Source organism: Enterobacter sp. DN, assembly GCF_046054285.1.
Lineage (GTDB): Bacteria > Pseudomonadota > Gammaproteobacteria > Enterobacterales > Enterobacteriaceae > Enterobacter > Enterobacter hormaechei_C.
In genome coordinates, this window is the sequence record NZ_JBJJTG010000009.1 from 106,032 (window position 1) to 121,371 (window position 15,340).

Here is a 15,340-nt window from a genome sequence, read left to right on the forward strand (position 1 = left end):
TTATTCATATGCGATTACTTCGCAGTGAAAAGCATATTTAAAATATCCTGATAAAGGGGTTCTAATTGTTCTGACGGCACTTTTAACGGCGTGAGTCGTCGGTAAATCGTCCCTTCGATCATCACGGCGGTAATCTCCACGCAGCAGCGAATATGCTCGTCGCTCAGGTGGGGAAACTGTTTTTTCAGATGCTCGCAGGCGTTGGCGAACATGCGCGATTCGGCTTCGATCAGCATGGCGGCAACCTGAGGATTGCGCGTGGCCTCGGCGGACATTTCGAGCATCAGCGCATCGTCGTCTTCGTTGAGGGTCTGTCGCCATGCGAGCGCCTGTGGCATCCCTTCCACCAGGGTTTTGCCCTGCATCTCTTCAATACGTGAGTCGATAATGCGCCGGATCATCTCTTCAATAATCGCGTCTTTGTTACTGAAATAGCGATAGATTTGTCCGACGCTGAGCCTGGCTTCGCTGGCGATCTGCGACATGCTGGCAGCGTGAAACCCGCTGGCGCGAAAGCAGCGGCGCGCGGCGGTAATGATTTCGTCCTGCCGCAGTTTTTGTCGTTCTTCCAGCTTTGTACTCATTGTCGGCTACCGTAAAAAGTGAGAATGATCGTTCTCATTATACGTTTTCGGAGACTATTGGAAAGGCTTTTTTTATTTACATATTGAATGAATATTTCCAGGTATAAACAATGGAGAAAATAAGGAGTTTTTATGAAGGTTAAGCTGTGAGATATTCAGATTGCGCTGAAAATAAGGAGAGAATTATGCATCTGAGCATTACAGATAATGTCACAGCCGAAGAAAAAGAAGAATTATTAACGGGGCTAAGAGCCTATAACGCGCAGTTTTTAGATCTGTCGACGTTTGGCGGCGATATTGGCGTATATATGCGAGACGACAATGGCGTCATGCTGGGCGGGTTAATCGGCGTACGGAAAGGCGACTGGCTGAACATCGACTATCTGTGGGTCAGCGACAGCGTGCGGGGAACGGGCGTGGGAAGCCAGCTTATCAAAACGGCTGAAGAGGAGGCCCGTCGCAAAGGCTGTCGTCACGCGCTGGTGGATACGGTCAGCTTCCAGGCGCGCCCGTTCTATGAAAAGCAGGGTTATCAGGTGCAGATGTCCTTGCAGGATTACCCTTATCAGGGAATGCAGAGACACTATCTGTCCAAAAATCTTTAACCGCCGATCCCGGTGCCTATCACGGCTAACACGTGGCGCACCACGATCTCCGGCGAGAGGGCGTTAAGCCTCTCGTCATTGCGCATGCGGGAGAACGGCACCAGCACCAGGCTCAGCAGCGTAGTGAACAGCAGTTCGGGGGCCAGCGCCGGATTCAGCTTTCCTTCCTGCTGCCAACCTTTGATGGTTGCCAGCGTGGTGTGATATTTCTCATCGCCAAAGCGTGCCTGCAAATGGGTGCGCAGTACCGGCATCTCGCCAATCACCTCCTGCATCCACAGCGGGGCAAACCAGCGATACTTTTCCGCCAGTTCGGCCAGCACCCTGACCATTTCCGTCAGGGCATCCACCGGCGAATCCCGGTTGTCGGCGAAAATCGCCCCGATCCGCTCGCGTAACGGCAGGAAGCGCTCCTCAATCATCGCATCCAGTAACTGTTCTCTGGAGTTGAAGTAGTAGTGCAGCATGGCGGGCGTCACGCCTGCTTCGCGGGCGATGGCGTTCAACGACGTATTGGCGATCCCCTGGCGGGAAAAGAGGTTCAGGGCGATGTCCAGCAGCTGTTCACGGCTGGCGGTAACGCGCTTGCCGCCGCGTGGCCGACCGGGGCGGCGGGGTTCAGAATTGTCCTTTTGTGCTGGCATGGTCACCGTATCTCTTGATCTTATTCATCACTTCCACAAATATTAATTATACGATTAATTAATTTCAAGTGATGTCTTATGGAGTCCGACGTAATGACTCAACCTGCGAAAAAGGCGCCGTCGATTAAGCTGCTGTTCAGCGCACTCCTGCTGGTGATGCTGCTCTCGGCGCTGGATCAGACCATTGTCTCCACCGCGCTGCCGACCATCGTCGGTGAGCTGGGCGGGCTGGATAAGCTCTCGTGGGTGGTAACGGCCTATATCCTCAGTTCGACCATCGTGGTGCCGCTGTACGGCAAATTCGGCGATCTGTTTGGCCGAAAAATCGTTCTGCAAATCGCGATTGTGCTGTTTCTTGTAGGGTCCGCGCTGTGCGGTCTGGCGCAGAACATGACCCAGCTGGTGCTGATGCGCGCCCTGCAAGGGCTGGGGGGCGGCGGTCTGATGGTGATCAGCATGGCTGCCGTGGCGGACGTGATCCCGCCTGCCGATCGGGGTCGCTATCAGGGGTTGTTTGGCGGCGTGTTTGGCCTGGCGACGGTGATAGGGCCGCTGATCGGCGGGTTTATCGTTCAGCACGCATCCTGGCGCTGGATTTTCTACATCAACCTGCCGCTGGGGCTGTTTGCCCTGCTGGTGATTGGCGCGGTTTTCCACGGCAGCGCGCGGCGCAGCAAGCATGAGATTGACTACCTGGGGGCGATTTACCTCAGCATGGCGTTGCTGTGCATCATTCTGTTTACCACCGAGGGCGGGACGATCCGCCAATGGAGCGACCCGCAGCTGTGGTGCATTCTGGCCTTCGGCCTGACGGGGATCGCCGGGTTTATCTACGAAGAGCGGCTGGCGTGGGAGCCGATTATCCCGCTGTCGCTCTTCCGCGACCGCAGCTTCCTGCTCTGTAGCCTGATCGGTTTTATTATCGGCATGTCGCTGTTTGGCTCCGTCACTTTCCTGCCGCTCTATTTACAGGTGGTAAAAGACGCCACGCCGACGCAGGCCGGTTTGCAGCTGATCCCCCTGATGGGGGGGCTGTTGCTCACCTCCATCATCAGCGGGCGCATCATCAGCCGTACCGGGAAATATCGTCTGTTCCCGATCCTCGGCACGCTGCTCGGCGTGGTGGGGATGGTATTACTGACGCGCATTTCAATCACCTCCCCAACCTGGCAGCTGTACCTGTTTACCGGCGTGCTGGGCATGGGGCTGGGACTGGTGATGCAGGTGCTGGTGCTGGCGGTGCAGAACAGCGTGTCAGCCGATCAATACGGCGTCGCGACGTCTGGGGTGACGCTGTTCCGTTCCATCGGTGGGGCGATTGGCGTTGCGCTGTTTGGCGCGGTGTTCACCCATATTCTGCAATCAGGCCTGATCGACAGGCTGCCGGAAGGGGCGGAACTGCCGCGCGAACTTAATCCCGTTGCCATACACCATCTGCCTGATGCCCTGCGTCTGGACTATCTGGATGCGTTCGGCTCGGCGATCCATGCGGTATTCATGCTGGCGGCGGGGATTATGGTGCTGGCGTTTGTGCTGTCGTGGTTTTTGCGCGAAGCGCCGCTGCGTCGGCAGGCATGAGGTTAGCGGTTCTGCTATTTATTGCGAGTCGCTTTCTGATTTTTAAATGCCTCTCTTGTCGCTTTCCGGGGCGTTAGCGCATGCTGTGGGCTGGTCAATAAACCGACAGAGGTTGCCATGGAACGCACAGCGAAACTATTCAAAAAAGGACGAAACCAGGCCGTGGTCTTGCCAGCGGAATTTGCGTTTGAAACGGAGAGTGTTTATATCCGCCGGGATGACGAGGGGAATGTGGTTTTGACGGCAAGGTCCGAGAAAGAACGACACAGAGATAACTTTTTGCGCATGCTAAAAGAAACGCATGTGCCTGATACCTTTCTAAGTAAAGAGGAGCGTAATCAGAGCTATACGACAAGAAATCCTCTGGAAGGGCTGTAGAAGATGCTGCATATGCTGGACACTAACATCGTAAGCCATCTGGTGAGGCAGCATCCTGAAGTAGTAAACCGATATTCGCAAATTACGCCTGAAAAGATGTGTATTTCAAGCGTAACGGAAGCGGAATTGCTTTACGGCGTAGCCAAAAAGCAAAACAACAAGCTGCACGAAACCATAATGGAATTTCTTAAAACCATCACTATCTGCGCCTGGGATAGCGAAGCCGCAGCTACCTACGGTGAACTGCGTGCGGCAATGGAAAAGAAAGGGAAAGTGATGGGGGATCTCGATCAGTTGATTGCCGCACATGCTATCAGCCGGGGCACGACGATTGTCACGAACGATCATGCGTTCGGGATGGTACAGGATCTTACGGTTGAGGACTGGACTACCGTAGCCTGATACCGGGCCCACACTTCCCCCGTCACGTAGGCCGGGTAAGCGCAGCGCCACCCGGCAACAGGCCGCATATAACCTATCCGTCTTACTGATTCCTTTTCGTTTTTTAGCCTGCCGTCTCGTTGTCGATATAGTCTTCAAAACGTCTATCAAAAGGAACTGTCTCGTGAAACTTCGATTGGGTGCGCTTCTCCTGACTGGCCTGCTGCTCGCGGGCTGTGACCAGGGCGGCAATAATGCCAGACACATTAAAGTCGGCGTGATAAATGGCGCCGAGCAGGACGTGGCGGAAGTCGCCAAAAAGGTGGCAAAGGAGAAATACGGTCTGGATGTTGAGCTGGTGGGCTTTAGCGGCTCGCTGCTACCCAACGATGCCACCAACCAGGGCGAACTGGACGCCAACGTCTTCCAGCATCGCCCGTTCCTCGCAGAAGATAACAAGGCGCACGGCTACAGGCTGGTTGCAGTTGCCAACACCTTCGTTTTCCCTATGGCCGGCTACTCCCGCAAGATTAAAGCGGTGTCTGAGCTGAAGGACGGCGCAACCGTTGCCATCCCTAATGACCCAACCAACCTCGGCCGCGCGCTGCTGCTGCTGCAAAAAGAGAAGCTGGTTATCCTCAAGCCAGACGTTGGCCTGCTGCCAACGGCGCTGGATATCACGGCAAACCCGAAGAACCTGAAGATTATGGAGCTTGAAGGCGCGCAGCTGCCGCGCGTACTGGACGACCCGAAAGTGGATGTGGCCATCATCAGTACCACCTATCTCCAGCAAACGGGGCTTTCTCCGGTACACGACAGCGTCTTTATCGAAGACAAAAACTCACCCTACGTGAATATTGTGGTCACGCGTGAAGAGAACAAAGACGCCGAAAACGTGAAGGAATTTATCCAGTCCTATCAGTCGCCGGAAGTGGCGAAAGCGGCGGAGACCATTTTTAACGGTGGCGCGGTGCCGGGCTGGTAAGCCCCGGTAAAAAGGCCAGCGCTCCGCTGGCCGTCAAAGCGTTACGCGGGCATCGGTTCGGCTTTCGGGCCACAGAAAACCCTGACCAGACTGTGCGCCGGACGCGCGGGCGCGCGCCAGATCCCGCGAGTTTTCGATGCCTTCTATAAGAATTGATTGCGCGATACCTGCCCTGACCTCCTGTACAAACGGGGCAAGCGGCGCGCGCTCGCGCAGCGCTGAGCGGTCAATTTTCACCCCATCCAGCGGCAGCGCAAGCCGCGCGAACGCCTCCGCCAACTCCCGGGTTAAATCGTCCAGCCAGATTTGCCATCCCGCCTCTTTTAACCGAACAAGCGTGGCATGAAGGCGACGTTGCTCATCCTCGCCCAGCCGTGTGATGGTGAGGGGATCCTGAATTTCAATCGTTAACCGCTGCTGATGGCGTAACGCCAGCAACAACCGGATAGCGCGTTCGTTGAGAAGGTGTTCTGCCGGAAGGTTTAGCCAGTAAGCGTCCCGGGCGGGTATCTGTAACAGGGTGTTGGCCTGCCAGAAGAAGATTTGCAGCGCGCTGCGCGAGGGCAGCGAGGCAAACAGCACCTCAAGATTGACGTTATGGATCTCCACGAGAACTTCATGCGCGAACACCTGGCCCGAATGAAGATCGACAAGAGGCTGGAATCGCAGCCCTGAGATACGTTGCAACAGGGGAGAGGGAAGAACGGTATACATGGAACAGCCTTCAGGAAATGAAAAAAGGTTCCCGCGGACACGGGAACAAAAGGCAAACGACACACGGTCAAATTCTTAATTCAGGATCCAGCGAATGCTCTGGTAAAACGAGGGGCCACGCACGGCCTTAAGCTTGTTCATGGCGTTGTTCTTATAAAAGTAAACCAGCCTGACGTTACACCCCAGCTGACGGGCGATTTGCTTGGTTTTGAGATTACAGGAATAGCCGCGCAGTACGCTTGCCTCCTCGCTGGACAGCCTCGCCGGGGTGCGTAAGCGGGTCGTCATGCCTACGTTGTAACGGCCAGACTCTTGCGGCGTCTGGCTCATCAGTATTTGCCACAGCGCTTTGATATCCCCCAGGGAGACTCTTTTGCTGATGACTCCATCAACATGTTTGAATTTCAAATAGCCGGCGGATAACGAATAGATATAGATCTTCGCTGTCACTTGTTTCTGTTTAATACAGAGAATGTCGTCATTCGTCGTCACCCGGAAATGACGCGTATTCAACGGATCATAAATGATGATATCAAAGAGTTGTTCACTCATAGCAAGTTCTTCGATATGGGTAAATCCATGGAAAATAACGTCGTGTTTTTCATCAGGCTCACGCTTTCCAAGCGATTGCAGGCCAATCATCGTGAATTCGCAGCTGTCAACAACGGCAACGTGAATTGTTTTTTTATTTTGCATTGGCATTCTCCTTTCGCTGAGTAAACAGTCCATATAAGAGAAAATGGCGGTTCGCACTCTCTTATTAAAAGAATAGCGAGCACTTTTTTAAATAACGCGATGCGATGGCATCAATGTAAGCCAATACAAACCGTCGAGTAAAGCTGAAGCCAATTATTAGCGGAAGATAAAATTGAAAAATGGTTTTAATGGTATATGCAATTGTTTTAATCTTCTAATAATATTCATACCAGATTTTTATTCTGTAAATGGGCGGTTAATAAGCATCAGAAGATTGATTAATGGGGTTAATCCACCGCCTTTTCAGTAATTTACTGCTGTTTCTGTAAGAAAAATTGTGATCGTGGCAGGGTTATCGACAGGGCTTTATCTGCGAGGGGAAACGGCGTGCAGAATAAAATAGAATTTTTTCTATGAATTTAATGTCCTTGTTCAGATTTTTAAGCCTGAGAAGGATAAAATCCTGGCGCGAAGAGGTTGTGAGTGGTGAGTACATAAACTATTATCATTTTCCTCCGGTCACGAGAATTTAGAAAAGACATGAATAATACTGAACGTATCGTAAGGGTAATGGTGTTTTACAAAATAAATATATTTAAAGAGATAATATTCCGGGCGCTCCAGGATCTTTTACCCGATTACGTACTGAACATTACTCAGGTCGATTCCACAGAACAGGCGCTGGCGGCGGTGGCGGATAATAACGTGGATGTTTTCTTCACTGAATTTAATTATCTGCTTAATCATAAAGAGTGGAGTGCGGAGGTCAGCAGCCGTTTTACATCTTTATGTAAAACCCATCACGTCAGGCGTGTTCTGTTGGTGCCCGAGCTGCCTTACGGGCTGTTAAAAAAAGTTCTGGAGATGAAATTTGAATTAACCATCAGTCAGCAGGATGAATTGACTGAACTGAAAAAGGAATTACCCGCGTTGCTCATGGCGGACGGGCAAAAACCGTCGATCTCTTCGTGGCTCAGGCGGGTAATGCGGTCCGGCTCCCGGGCGCGTTCCATCCTCTCGGCCAGAGAGTGGGAGGTGCTCCATCTTATCGTGGAAGGATTTTCAACGACGGAGATTGCCCGTCATCGAAACCGTTCGGTCAGTACCATTGCGACACAGAAACACAATGCAATGAAAAAGCTGAATCTTTCCAACCACAGCGAACTGATTAAGTATGTGCAAGCGGTTGGAAAGATGGAGGAATAGTTCACATCAGGGATAGATAATATTCAGCGTAGCCGATGTATTGATCTTACCCTGGCTCACCTGGGCGGGCGCCCACACGTAATAGTACGCCGCCATCGGAAGGGTGAAATGTTCGTCCAGCGCCGCGCCAGCCGCCACGCTGAAAATCATCGTGGCGTTGCCACGGCTGGTGGTTGAGGTAGAGAAGGTCACCGGCGTTTGCGGGGCGTCACGTTTTATCAGGCGGAGCCCCACGCCCTGCGCCGCGCTACTGCTGCTGTCGATCAGCACCGAGCTGTCGGTCGAAAGCAGCTGCGTGCTGGACAGAAACATCTCAATTGCCCGATCGGAATTGCCATTAACCCCGACGTTCTGACAGCTCATGTTCAGTGAAAAAGGCGTCAGCCCCGGCTGTGAGGATGCACTGAGCTGGGGAATGCCGAGCGTCGGCAGCGCCACGGTCAGCCCCGCATTATCAAAGGAACAGGTAGTCAGTTTTGGCGCGTATTTGATGATCATCGGCTGACCAAACATATCGCGGTTGTCGTAAGGCCACTTGAACCCGCTGAATAACCACTGCGCTATCTTGATGACCTGATTGATTGGCCAGGTGATGATTTCCCAGATGGATAACCCGCTCATGTCGCTGACGAACAGAACGTCGCTCATGTTCGCCGTATCCCCCGTCAGGGTGGTACCGCTCTGGTTAACGAGGGTGAAGCGAACCGTAAACGGTGTGTTCAGCTCAGACGCCGTATGGCTACCGCTGGCAGACAGGGTTTTATTGGCCGGGGGATCGGTGATCTCCGCCCGCACCATATACTTGTTATTGCTGAACCCGAGGATGGTCGCGTATTTGCTGTCGGTCGAGAGGATCGGCGTGTAAGAAAATTCACTGTTACCCGTCGTACAGTTGAACGAGCCGCTGTACTGGGTGCTGAAGCTGCCGGTCCATGTGGGCGTGGCCGGGCTCAGCTTATCCGATAAATCAATGGTAATCGGTGTGCCATAAACGATGCTGCTGCCGGAGCAGGTGGCATAGCTCATCCCGCTAATGCTGGTGAGGAGCAGGAACATGAATGATCGTAACATTTTGATAATCCGTAATTAATGGCAAACCGATGAGGGGCTGTTCAGCCCCCAGGCCGGGGAGGAGATTTCGCACTTTCCGCTGCGGAGATGCACGTTGAGCGCGCGTGGCGGCTGTTCAGCACGGATATACAGTACGCTGGCCTGGCCGACATACCCGACAGATCCACCGTGTTCATCCAGCACTTCAGTGCCAAAGGGCAGCGGTTTGCCGTCGGCGCGCGTCGCATGAAGTACCCATGACTGGCGCTTATCGGTTTCGAAGCGGATATAACTCACCGCCCCGTCGTAAGGAGCCACGTTAGCCATATTGCCGATCACCTCCGCGCCAGCGCTGTTTTCCGTTTCGGTTAACGTAATGGCGTTTTTGCGATACGGGGTGGCGTAAGGCACCAGCGCCACGCCATCGCGGTTCGTCATAATGCTTTCATCGCCGTTCACCATCAGTCCCTCCGCCTTTGGCGCATCGACGATAGTCATGGTTGTGCCGGTTTCGTTTGAGGCGAGAACGTGCCACGGGTAGGCCACCAGGCTTCCGCGCCCGCTGAGCCCGGTCTGGCGGTAGTCGGAGGATTCGCTGTAAGAGCCACCGAGTGTCGCGAAGTTCGAACGGTACGCGGCGTTAACGCTTGCCGCATTTTTACCCCCACGCGCATTACTGCCGGAGAGGGTATAGCTCAGGCGGTTCGACGCCAGCGCGTTCCCGCTCATGCTGATATTGCTCTGTTCGTAATGCGAATCGCTGGCCGTCAGGCTGGAGGTGATCCACGCATTATTATCAAACAGCGAGAACGGCAGGCTGAGGGAGAGGTAAAGGCGCGTCTCTTCTTCACTGTCCCTGTTCCGTACCCGGCTGGCCGACAGGGTATAGCTGGCGCGGCCGATGGCGTTGGAATAGCCCATCTGATATTCGCGCGTGGTTTGCTGTGAGTTCCAGTAATCGCGCTGTGTGCCGGAGACAAACACCGTGCCCCAGTTATTGAGCAGGCGCTGATTAAGGTTAAGCGTAAAGGTATTTTTGGGCTGCGCCGCGCGCAGGGCGTCCCAGGTGCTTAGCGACATGTCGGGCGCAACGCCAAACCGATCTTCATAGTCGTCGTACTGCGCTCTCAGGCGCTGATACCCTTCGCGCGAATAGAGCGCGTCGCTGAAGCTGTAATAGCCTTTAGTGGAATAGCGATAGGCCGCCAGGGTGAAGTTGGTGGCGGTGGTATCGATAAATTTGCTGTACGACACGCGATAACTCTGACCGCTGCTGGTGCGATCCTGTAGGGTGGTTTTGGCGTGGGTGACATCAAACGAAACCGCGCCAAACGGAAGGTTCCACCCGGTACCGACAAGCCCGGCCTGGTAGTTATCGCTAATAATCGTCCCGGTATACCCGGTGATGAGGTTATTAAACCCGTAGCGCAGCGTGGCCTGCATGAATGCGGGTTCGGCATCGAGCGTGTTCTGATGCACTTTACCCGCCACTACGCTGTACTGGCTCACCCCTTCTTTTAGCATCCCGGGCACGGCGGAAAACGGCACCGTGAAGGACTGCTGTGAACCGTCCGCTTCACGCACCACCACCAGCAAATCGCCCGCGGACCCGGTAGGTTGAATGCTGTCGAGGGTAAACTGGCCCGGCGGCACGTTCTCCTGATAGATCACGTTGCCATTCTGGATAACTTTCACCAGGGCGTTCGTCCGTGCCACGCCGTGAACCACCGGTGAAAAACCCTGCTGTGAATTTGGGCGCATCTTCATATCCGACGCCAGCGACACGCCGCGCACGCGCAGGGAATCAAACAGATCGCCCGGAATATAAAAGTCACCCAGCGTCAGGTTGGATTTCAGCGAGGCCAGGGGACGGCGCAGGTAGCGGGTATTATTCTGCCAGCTACTCTCTCCGCTGGCGGTTTTCCGCCAGACGCTGCTGTCGCGAAACTGCCAGCCGAACAGGTTGGCGCCGGAATCCAGCCCGGCATAAAAATCATCATTTGTGTCTTTCGCAGTGCCTTTCGCGCGGGTGTTGTACCAGGTCGTGTTCCACGAGAGCATCAGCGCCGGGATCCCCTCGTCCCAGAACTGGGGGGCAATGTAACCTTCTTCAGTACGCTGCACGGCCGCCTGCGGAACGGTAAGCGCCAGACTCAGGGTGCTGGTATCGGTTTTGACTTCACCGCCCTGAACCAGATCGCGCAGCTGGACCTGCCCGTGCGCAATGGCGGGCGCGGGCACGGACGTGGTGTTGATGCCCAGCGACCGGGCATCTTTCCAGGCAAGGCGGATGTCGTCACGCTGCTCGCCGTAGATGACGGTATAACGTCCCTTCCAGCTGCCGTTTACGTAGATATCCATCTCCTGACTGCCGGCAGGCATGGCGTTGTTTTCGGAAAAGCGAGACAGATCGGACTCACCGGATGCGCCAGCAAGCAGGGAGGGATCAAACGAGACGGCCCCTGATTTATGCGAAAGCAGAAGCGTGCAGACTGCCAGCAGACAGAGTCTGTTTTGTTTCATTTTCATGGTGAGTCTTTCCGATCACTGACTGGTGAAAGTCCGGGTTTTATACGCGCCAAGATCGTCCACATACATCAGCTGGAAGGTCTGTCCGCGCTTAACCGTATTTTTGGCGGCGACCGTCAGCTGCCCAAACGGGGAAACCATCGGGGACTCCTGGAGCAATTTCGTTTTACCCAGCGAAATATTGGCGACCGTAATATGGAACGGACTGTTATTTGTAATGCGAAAGCGATCGCCGTCGGCGGCGATCGTCAGTTTCGCCACCGCGTCATCCAGCGTGCCTTTCAGCGCAGCGGGCCGATAAAAAAGTTTGATACGGGATTTAATCGCCAGCTGAACGGTATTCTGGTTTTNAGTTTCGCCACCGCGTCATCCAGCGTGCCTTTCAGCGCAGCGGGCCGATAAAAAAGTTTGATACGGGATTTAATCGCCAGCTGAACGGTATTCTGGTTTTGCAGATTTTCAGGTCTGGGCGGAATGTCGAGGACATTCAGGAAAAAGACGGATTCGCGATCCGCAGGCAAGCTGGACGGCAGCTTTTTAATACGAAGCTGTTGACCATTATGTTCGTTAACCTTTATCACCGGCGGCGACAACAGAAACGGCACATTGGCTGTTTCCGGCGTGGAATTAATATCACCGTCATCTATCCAGGATTGTACCAGAGCCGGCGCATCGCCCGTATTCATTAACTGGACAATCACCTCTTTGTTATTTTCAGGATAAAGGACACGGGTGCCATTAATGACAATATTGGCCCATGAGTGACCCGTGCTTAGCAGTAAGCCTGCCAGCAAAATTGCCTTGCGCATGATTGCAACCTTAAATACAGGCTCTGCGAAAACAGAGCCTGAATAATCACTATTACAGGTAGGAAATGGTATACGTTACGTTGGAGCTTAACTCGCCCACGGTGGCGGCAGCGGCGTTTGTTTTATAGTAATAAACGTCCAGCGTCAGCGTTTCGGAATCTGGCGCGGTCGCTGTACCCATAATATTTGTCGTGTAAGGCTGGTTCAGGGTAATAGGCGTAGACGAACCTGGCTCCACTAACGCAAAGCCGACATTACGTGCCACGCTGGCATCGCTTTCGTTCACGCTGTTATTCAGCAGGTATTTACCGTCAGTGGAAATATTATCCGCGCTGGAGAAATATACTTTCAGCGGGGTACCGGTCGTTCCGGCTGCTGGTGAGCAACCAGAGAATGTCAGCGCAATAGATTTTTTATTTCGGGTGATCAGGCCAACCGTGGTGCCCGCATCTTTTACCGAAATAGGGGAAAGCGCAACGGTAAAGTCCGCGCTTTTACCGCCGTTAATGGTACAGGTTGTATCGGTAATAGCGCCGGTAAAGTTAATGATACCACCCGCCGAATTGTCTGCGGCCACTGCGCTGGTAGAGGCAATAGCGGCGGCCAGCAGTGATACGGTCATGATCGATTTGAACATGATAAACTCCATGAAGATTTGTGTTATTTAAAATGAATGTTAATCGGCTACACATGTCCCTGATGTACCGGCTAGACGCATGGCGACTCGGGAGAATGCTTTGACGATATTATGTTGCACTAAAAAAGTACATAACAAAACATTATTCCAACAACTTCTAAAGTTTAAGATTATAATCTTGTCAGTATGTTTTTTTTAATGTTTTAACCTAAATGCGTTGGTTCGAAGATTTTTATTAATGCTTTAATAATCGTTAATTAATGAAGCTTTATGAATTCATCCCTCAATTAATATCACGCGACTTGACCACACAAACTTTAGACTTATTATTGCCTGGCAAATGCACAAAAATTTAACAATGGCGTAATAATAACATGAAGTATCTCATTGATCTTACAATGCTTTATGAAGTCGACACCGGTATGATCATGATTAATGGAGAGGAAGAGTCATCCATTAAGTTATCTAACCAGGCGGGTCGTCTGCTTTATGAACTTATCATCAATAATGGTAAAACACTCGACAGAGACGACCTGATAAAGAAGGTCTGGGAGGATCATGGTTTCTCTGGTTCTTCGGTAAGTCTGAATGTTGCCATAAGTGAAATCAGAAAAGCATTTCGTACATTAGGATGCGACCCTTTACTGATAAAAACGATACGTGGCAAGGGATTTAGCCTTGCCGCGCATATTGAACATCACACGGTCAGGCCGCCGGTTATTTCAACGCTTAGCGAAGAATCTGCCTCTGAAGCATTCGATACGCTAGCGCATAAGAAAGATGCCGATCCGCCTAAACAAATAATATCGCTGCACAGACTCTTTATCTCTCTCTGCACGTTATTACTGATTATTGTTACCGGCACCGCTGTTTTACTGTTGCACCAACGGGATTCCTATGCCGAGAGCCTGAAAGATTCTGATATGCATCTGCTCGGTAAAGTGGACAGGTGTACGATATACCTGATCGATAAGAATATGTATCAGCCGCGACAGCACTACTTTAATCACGTAAAAGAGGTCATCGCCAGTCAACATATCGACTGTCAACATCAGGTTGCAGATGCTTACTATTCCAGGTTTAAAAAGTCGCAGATAGAAAATTATTTCCTGGCCATCTGTTATCAGCAGGACAGTATCGACGATTATAAGAACTGCATTTCTTACAGAAGCCTGACCGGGAGTTAAAATATGTCAAGGACTAAAATGAGTGTACTGTTCAGTATCGTACTGGCGCTGTCTGTCATCGCGTTGTTATGGGTCTATTTTACCAGAACGCAGGATGAGGGGTTTGGCTGCCAGTCAGATACCATTTCCTGGAAAACCTATTCCACGGGTGAGTCAACCGATATGTCGCTAACCACGCTTTTCCTGTTTAACAACAAAGATGTTGTGACGGTTATTCATAAAGGCGTACTCAAGAAAGAGGGCAAAAGCTACCTGATTGACAGAAATTACACGCTCAGCGTGGAAAAGGTCGACGGCAGCAATATCTTTTATATTAAGGATAAAAAGCTGAATAAATCTGAAGATGATGCGGCGCCGGATGGCGTTGTAAACGAAATGTTACTTGATAATATCAACTTCTTCTATATTACCAGCGTAAAAAAACATGCGTGGTTAATTAAGGGGCTGGTGTTGCCTGTAATGATGTGTGTGGCTGTCCCGACATCCTGATATTTCTCTTTATTGAAAAATCGATATTTATCTATTATTCGGGGAATTGAGTAATTTACTCAATACGTAACAATAAGATACGAGGAATTTATTTATATTTTTATTGTTGCTCTCCGTCGAGTGAATTTTTCTGTATTGCCTCGTTATTTTGCGGCTGTCTATACTCCGCCTCGAAAAAGGGGCTCCCCTTTTTATACACGTGGATTCTTTTTTGAAGGACTAAATAAATGAACAAACTGAACGCTATCGTTCTGGGCTCCCTGCTGTCTGTTTCTGCCCTGAGCGCAGTTAATGCAGCTGAAACGACGGCTTCTGCCACCTGGCAGGCAACCGCGACCAAAGACAGCGAATCCGATCTGGTTGTTACGCCAACGCGTGCTTTGAACTTCGTTTACAGCGCCAATACCAAATCTTTCAACACCGATACCGGTCTGTTTGATGTGGCTATCCGTGGCGATCACTCTACGGCGACCAGCTTCAAACTCGAAGCTATCCTCGACGATTCAAACAACACGCTGTTCAGCGTGGGTGGTGAAGCGACCAGGCTGAAAGTGGGTGCGCGTTGGGGCGGTAACGACCTGGGCTCTATCGGTGGCACCGTGGGGGCGAAATCGACCGCATGGACCACGCTGGTTGATTCTTCTTCTAACACCGGCGTCTCTTCTGGCCTGTGGAACCTGACCACCAGCGCAGGCGCGGCGGCAGATACCGAAATTACCGGCCAGGACAAATTCGTCTTCTACGTTGACTCCGCTCAGGACAACGCGGGTACTGCGAAAGAGTTCAAAGACCTGACCAACAGCCTGTGGGAAGGGACCGTGTCTGTTGCGTTCCGCGCAACCTGGGGCTAAGGCCTGATCGATCCAGG

16 protein-coding genes and 1 pseudogene are annotated in these 15,340 nt (G+C 52.2%); 9 read left to right on the forward strand and 8 right to left on the reverse strand.

All coding sequences use genetic code 11. The features are described 5' to 3' along the window. Positions 1-14 precede the first annotated feature (14 nt). A complete protein-coding gene (locus ACJTMZ_RS18785; protein ID WP_408626968.1) occupies positions 15-584 on the reverse strand; it encodes a TetR/AcrR family transcriptional regulator in 570 nt (189 codons plus the stop codon). Positions 585-769: 185 nt separating this feature from the next. On the opposite strand from ACJTMZ_RS18785, the gene ACJTMZ_RS18790 reads away from it, so the two are divergent. Next, complete coding sequence (locus ACJTMZ_RS18790) at positions 770-1,189, forward strand: GNAT family N-acetyltransferase (RefSeq protein WP_017383664.1); 420 nt, start codon at positions 770-772, stop codon at positions 1,187-1,189. Here the strand turns inward: ACJTMZ_RS18790 and ACJTMZ_RS18795 are convergent. Further along, entirely contained in the window at positions 1,186-1,833 is a 648-nt protein-coding gene (locus ACJTMZ_RS18795) for a TetR/AcrR family transcriptional regulator (protein ID WP_032103773.1), read from the reverse strand. The two genes, ACJTMZ_RS18790 and ACJTMZ_RS18795, sit on opposite strands and share 4 nt — an antisense overlap. 78 nt (positions 1,834-1,911) lie before the next feature. On the opposite strand from ACJTMZ_RS18795, the gene ACJTMZ_RS18800 reads away from it, so the two are divergent. The 4 genes from ACJTMZ_RS18800 (at position 1,912) to nlpA (ending at position 5,155) form a co-directional block, all read left to right on the forward strand. After that, positions 1,912-3,411 carry an MDR family MFS transporter gene (locus ACJTMZ_RS18800; protein ID WP_015570095.1) on the forward strand — a complete coding sequence of 500 codons (1,500 nt, stop codon included), beginning with the start codon at positions 1,912-1,914 and terminating at the stop codon, positions 3,409-3,411. 117 nt (positions 3,412-3,528) lie between these two features. After that, entirely contained in the window at positions 3,529-3,789 is a 261-nt protein-coding gene (locus tag ACJTMZ_RS18805; RefSeq protein WP_058677107.1) for an antitoxin, read from the forward strand. A gap of 3 nt (positions 3,790-3,792) precedes the next feature. Then, positions 3,793-4,191, forward strand: coding sequence for a PIN domain-containing protein (locus ACJTMZ_RS18810; RefSeq protein WP_252011065.1), 399 nt, complete (start codon positions 3,793-3,795; stop codon positions 4,189-4,191). A 163-nt stretch (positions 4,192-4,354) separates the two neighbouring features. Further along, positions 4,355-5,155, forward strand: coding sequence for a lipoprotein NlpA (gene nlpA, locus ACJTMZ_RS18815; protein WP_252011063.1), 801 nt, complete (start codon positions 4,355-4,357; stop codon positions 5,153-5,155). A 33-nt stretch (positions 5,156-5,188) separates the two neighbouring features. Here the strand turns inward: nlpA and ACJTMZ_RS18820 are convergent, their stop codons facing one another. Both ACJTMZ_RS18820 and ACJTMZ_RS18825 read right to left on the reverse strand, forming a co-directional pair. Then, positions 5,189-5,869: an EAL domain-containing protein gene (locus tag ACJTMZ_RS18820; RefSeq protein ID WP_032646710.1), complete on the reverse strand. Its 681-nt coding sequence runs from the start codon at positions 5,867-5,869 to the stop codon at positions 5,189-5,191. A 75-nt stretch (positions 5,870-5,944) separates the two neighbouring features. Continuing rightward, complete coding sequence (locus ACJTMZ_RS18825) at positions 5,945-6,565, reverse strand: LuxR C-terminal-related transcriptional regulator (protein WP_015570093.1); 621 nt, start codon at positions 6,563-6,565, stop codon at positions 5,945-5,947. Positions 6,566-7,135: 570 nt separating this feature from the next. Here ACJTMZ_RS18825 and ACJTMZ_RS18830 point away from each other — a divergent pair. Beyond that, positions 7,136-7,771 carry a LuxR C-terminal-related transcriptional regulator gene (locus ACJTMZ_RS18830; RefSeq protein WP_015570092.1) on the forward strand — a complete coding sequence of 212 codons (636 nt, stop codon included), beginning with the start codon at positions 7,136-7,138 and terminating at the stop codon, positions 7,769-7,771. A gap of 6 nt (positions 7,772-7,777) precedes the next feature. Here the strand turns inward: ACJTMZ_RS18830 and ACJTMZ_RS18835 are convergent, their stop codons facing one another. From ACJTMZ_RS18835 to ACJTMZ_RS18850, 4 genes and pseudogenes are all read right to left on the reverse strand, one after another. Continuing rightward, positions 7,778-8,842, reverse strand: coding sequence for a fimbrial protein (locus ACJTMZ_RS18835; protein ID WP_032103777.1), 1,065 nt, complete (start codon positions 8,840-8,842; stop codon positions 7,778-7,780). 15 nt (positions 8,843-8,857) lie between these two features. Beyond that, positions 8,858-11,350: a fimbria/pilus outer membrane usher protein gene (locus ACJTMZ_RS18840; RefSeq protein ID WP_252011061.1), complete on the reverse strand. Its 2,493-nt coding sequence runs from the start codon at positions 11,348-11,350 to the stop codon at positions 8,858-8,860. A 15-nt stretch (positions 11,351-11,365) separates the two neighbouring features. Beyond that, a pseudogene (locus ACJTMZ_RS18845) lies at positions 11,366-12,159 on the reverse strand (molecular chaperone). A gap of 52 nt (positions 12,160-12,211) precedes the next feature. Then, on the reverse strand, positions 12,212-12,796 hold the full coding sequence (locus ACJTMZ_RS18850) for a fimbrial protein (protein WP_017383657.1): 585 nt from the start codon (positions 12,794-12,796) through the stop codon (positions 12,212-12,214). Positions 12,797-13,170: 374 nt separating this feature from the next. On the opposite strand from ACJTMZ_RS18850, the gene ACJTMZ_RS18855 reads away from it, so the two are divergent. The 3 genes from ACJTMZ_RS18855 to ACJTMZ_RS18865 all read left to right on the forward strand — a co-directional run bounded on the left by ACJTMZ_RS18855 (position 13,171) and on the right by ACJTMZ_RS18865 (position 15,323). Beyond that, entirely contained in the window at positions 13,171-13,983 is an 813-nt protein-coding gene (locus tag ACJTMZ_RS18855; RefSeq protein WP_015570087.1) for a winged helix-turn-helix domain-containing protein, read from the forward strand. An 18-nt stretch (positions 13,984-14,001) separates the two neighbouring features. Further along, positions 14,002-14,472, forward strand: a complete 471-nt coding sequence (locus ACJTMZ_RS18860) for a hypothetical protein (RefSeq protein WP_017383656.1) — start codon at positions 14,002-14,004, stop codon at positions 14,470-14,472. A gap of 227 nt (positions 14,473-14,699) precedes the next feature. Further along, entirely contained in the window at positions 14,700-15,323 is a 624-nt protein-coding gene (locus ACJTMZ_RS18865; protein ID WP_062938357.1) for a common pilus major fimbrillin subunit EcpA, read from the forward strand. Positions 15,324-15,340 lie beyond the last annotated feature (17 nt).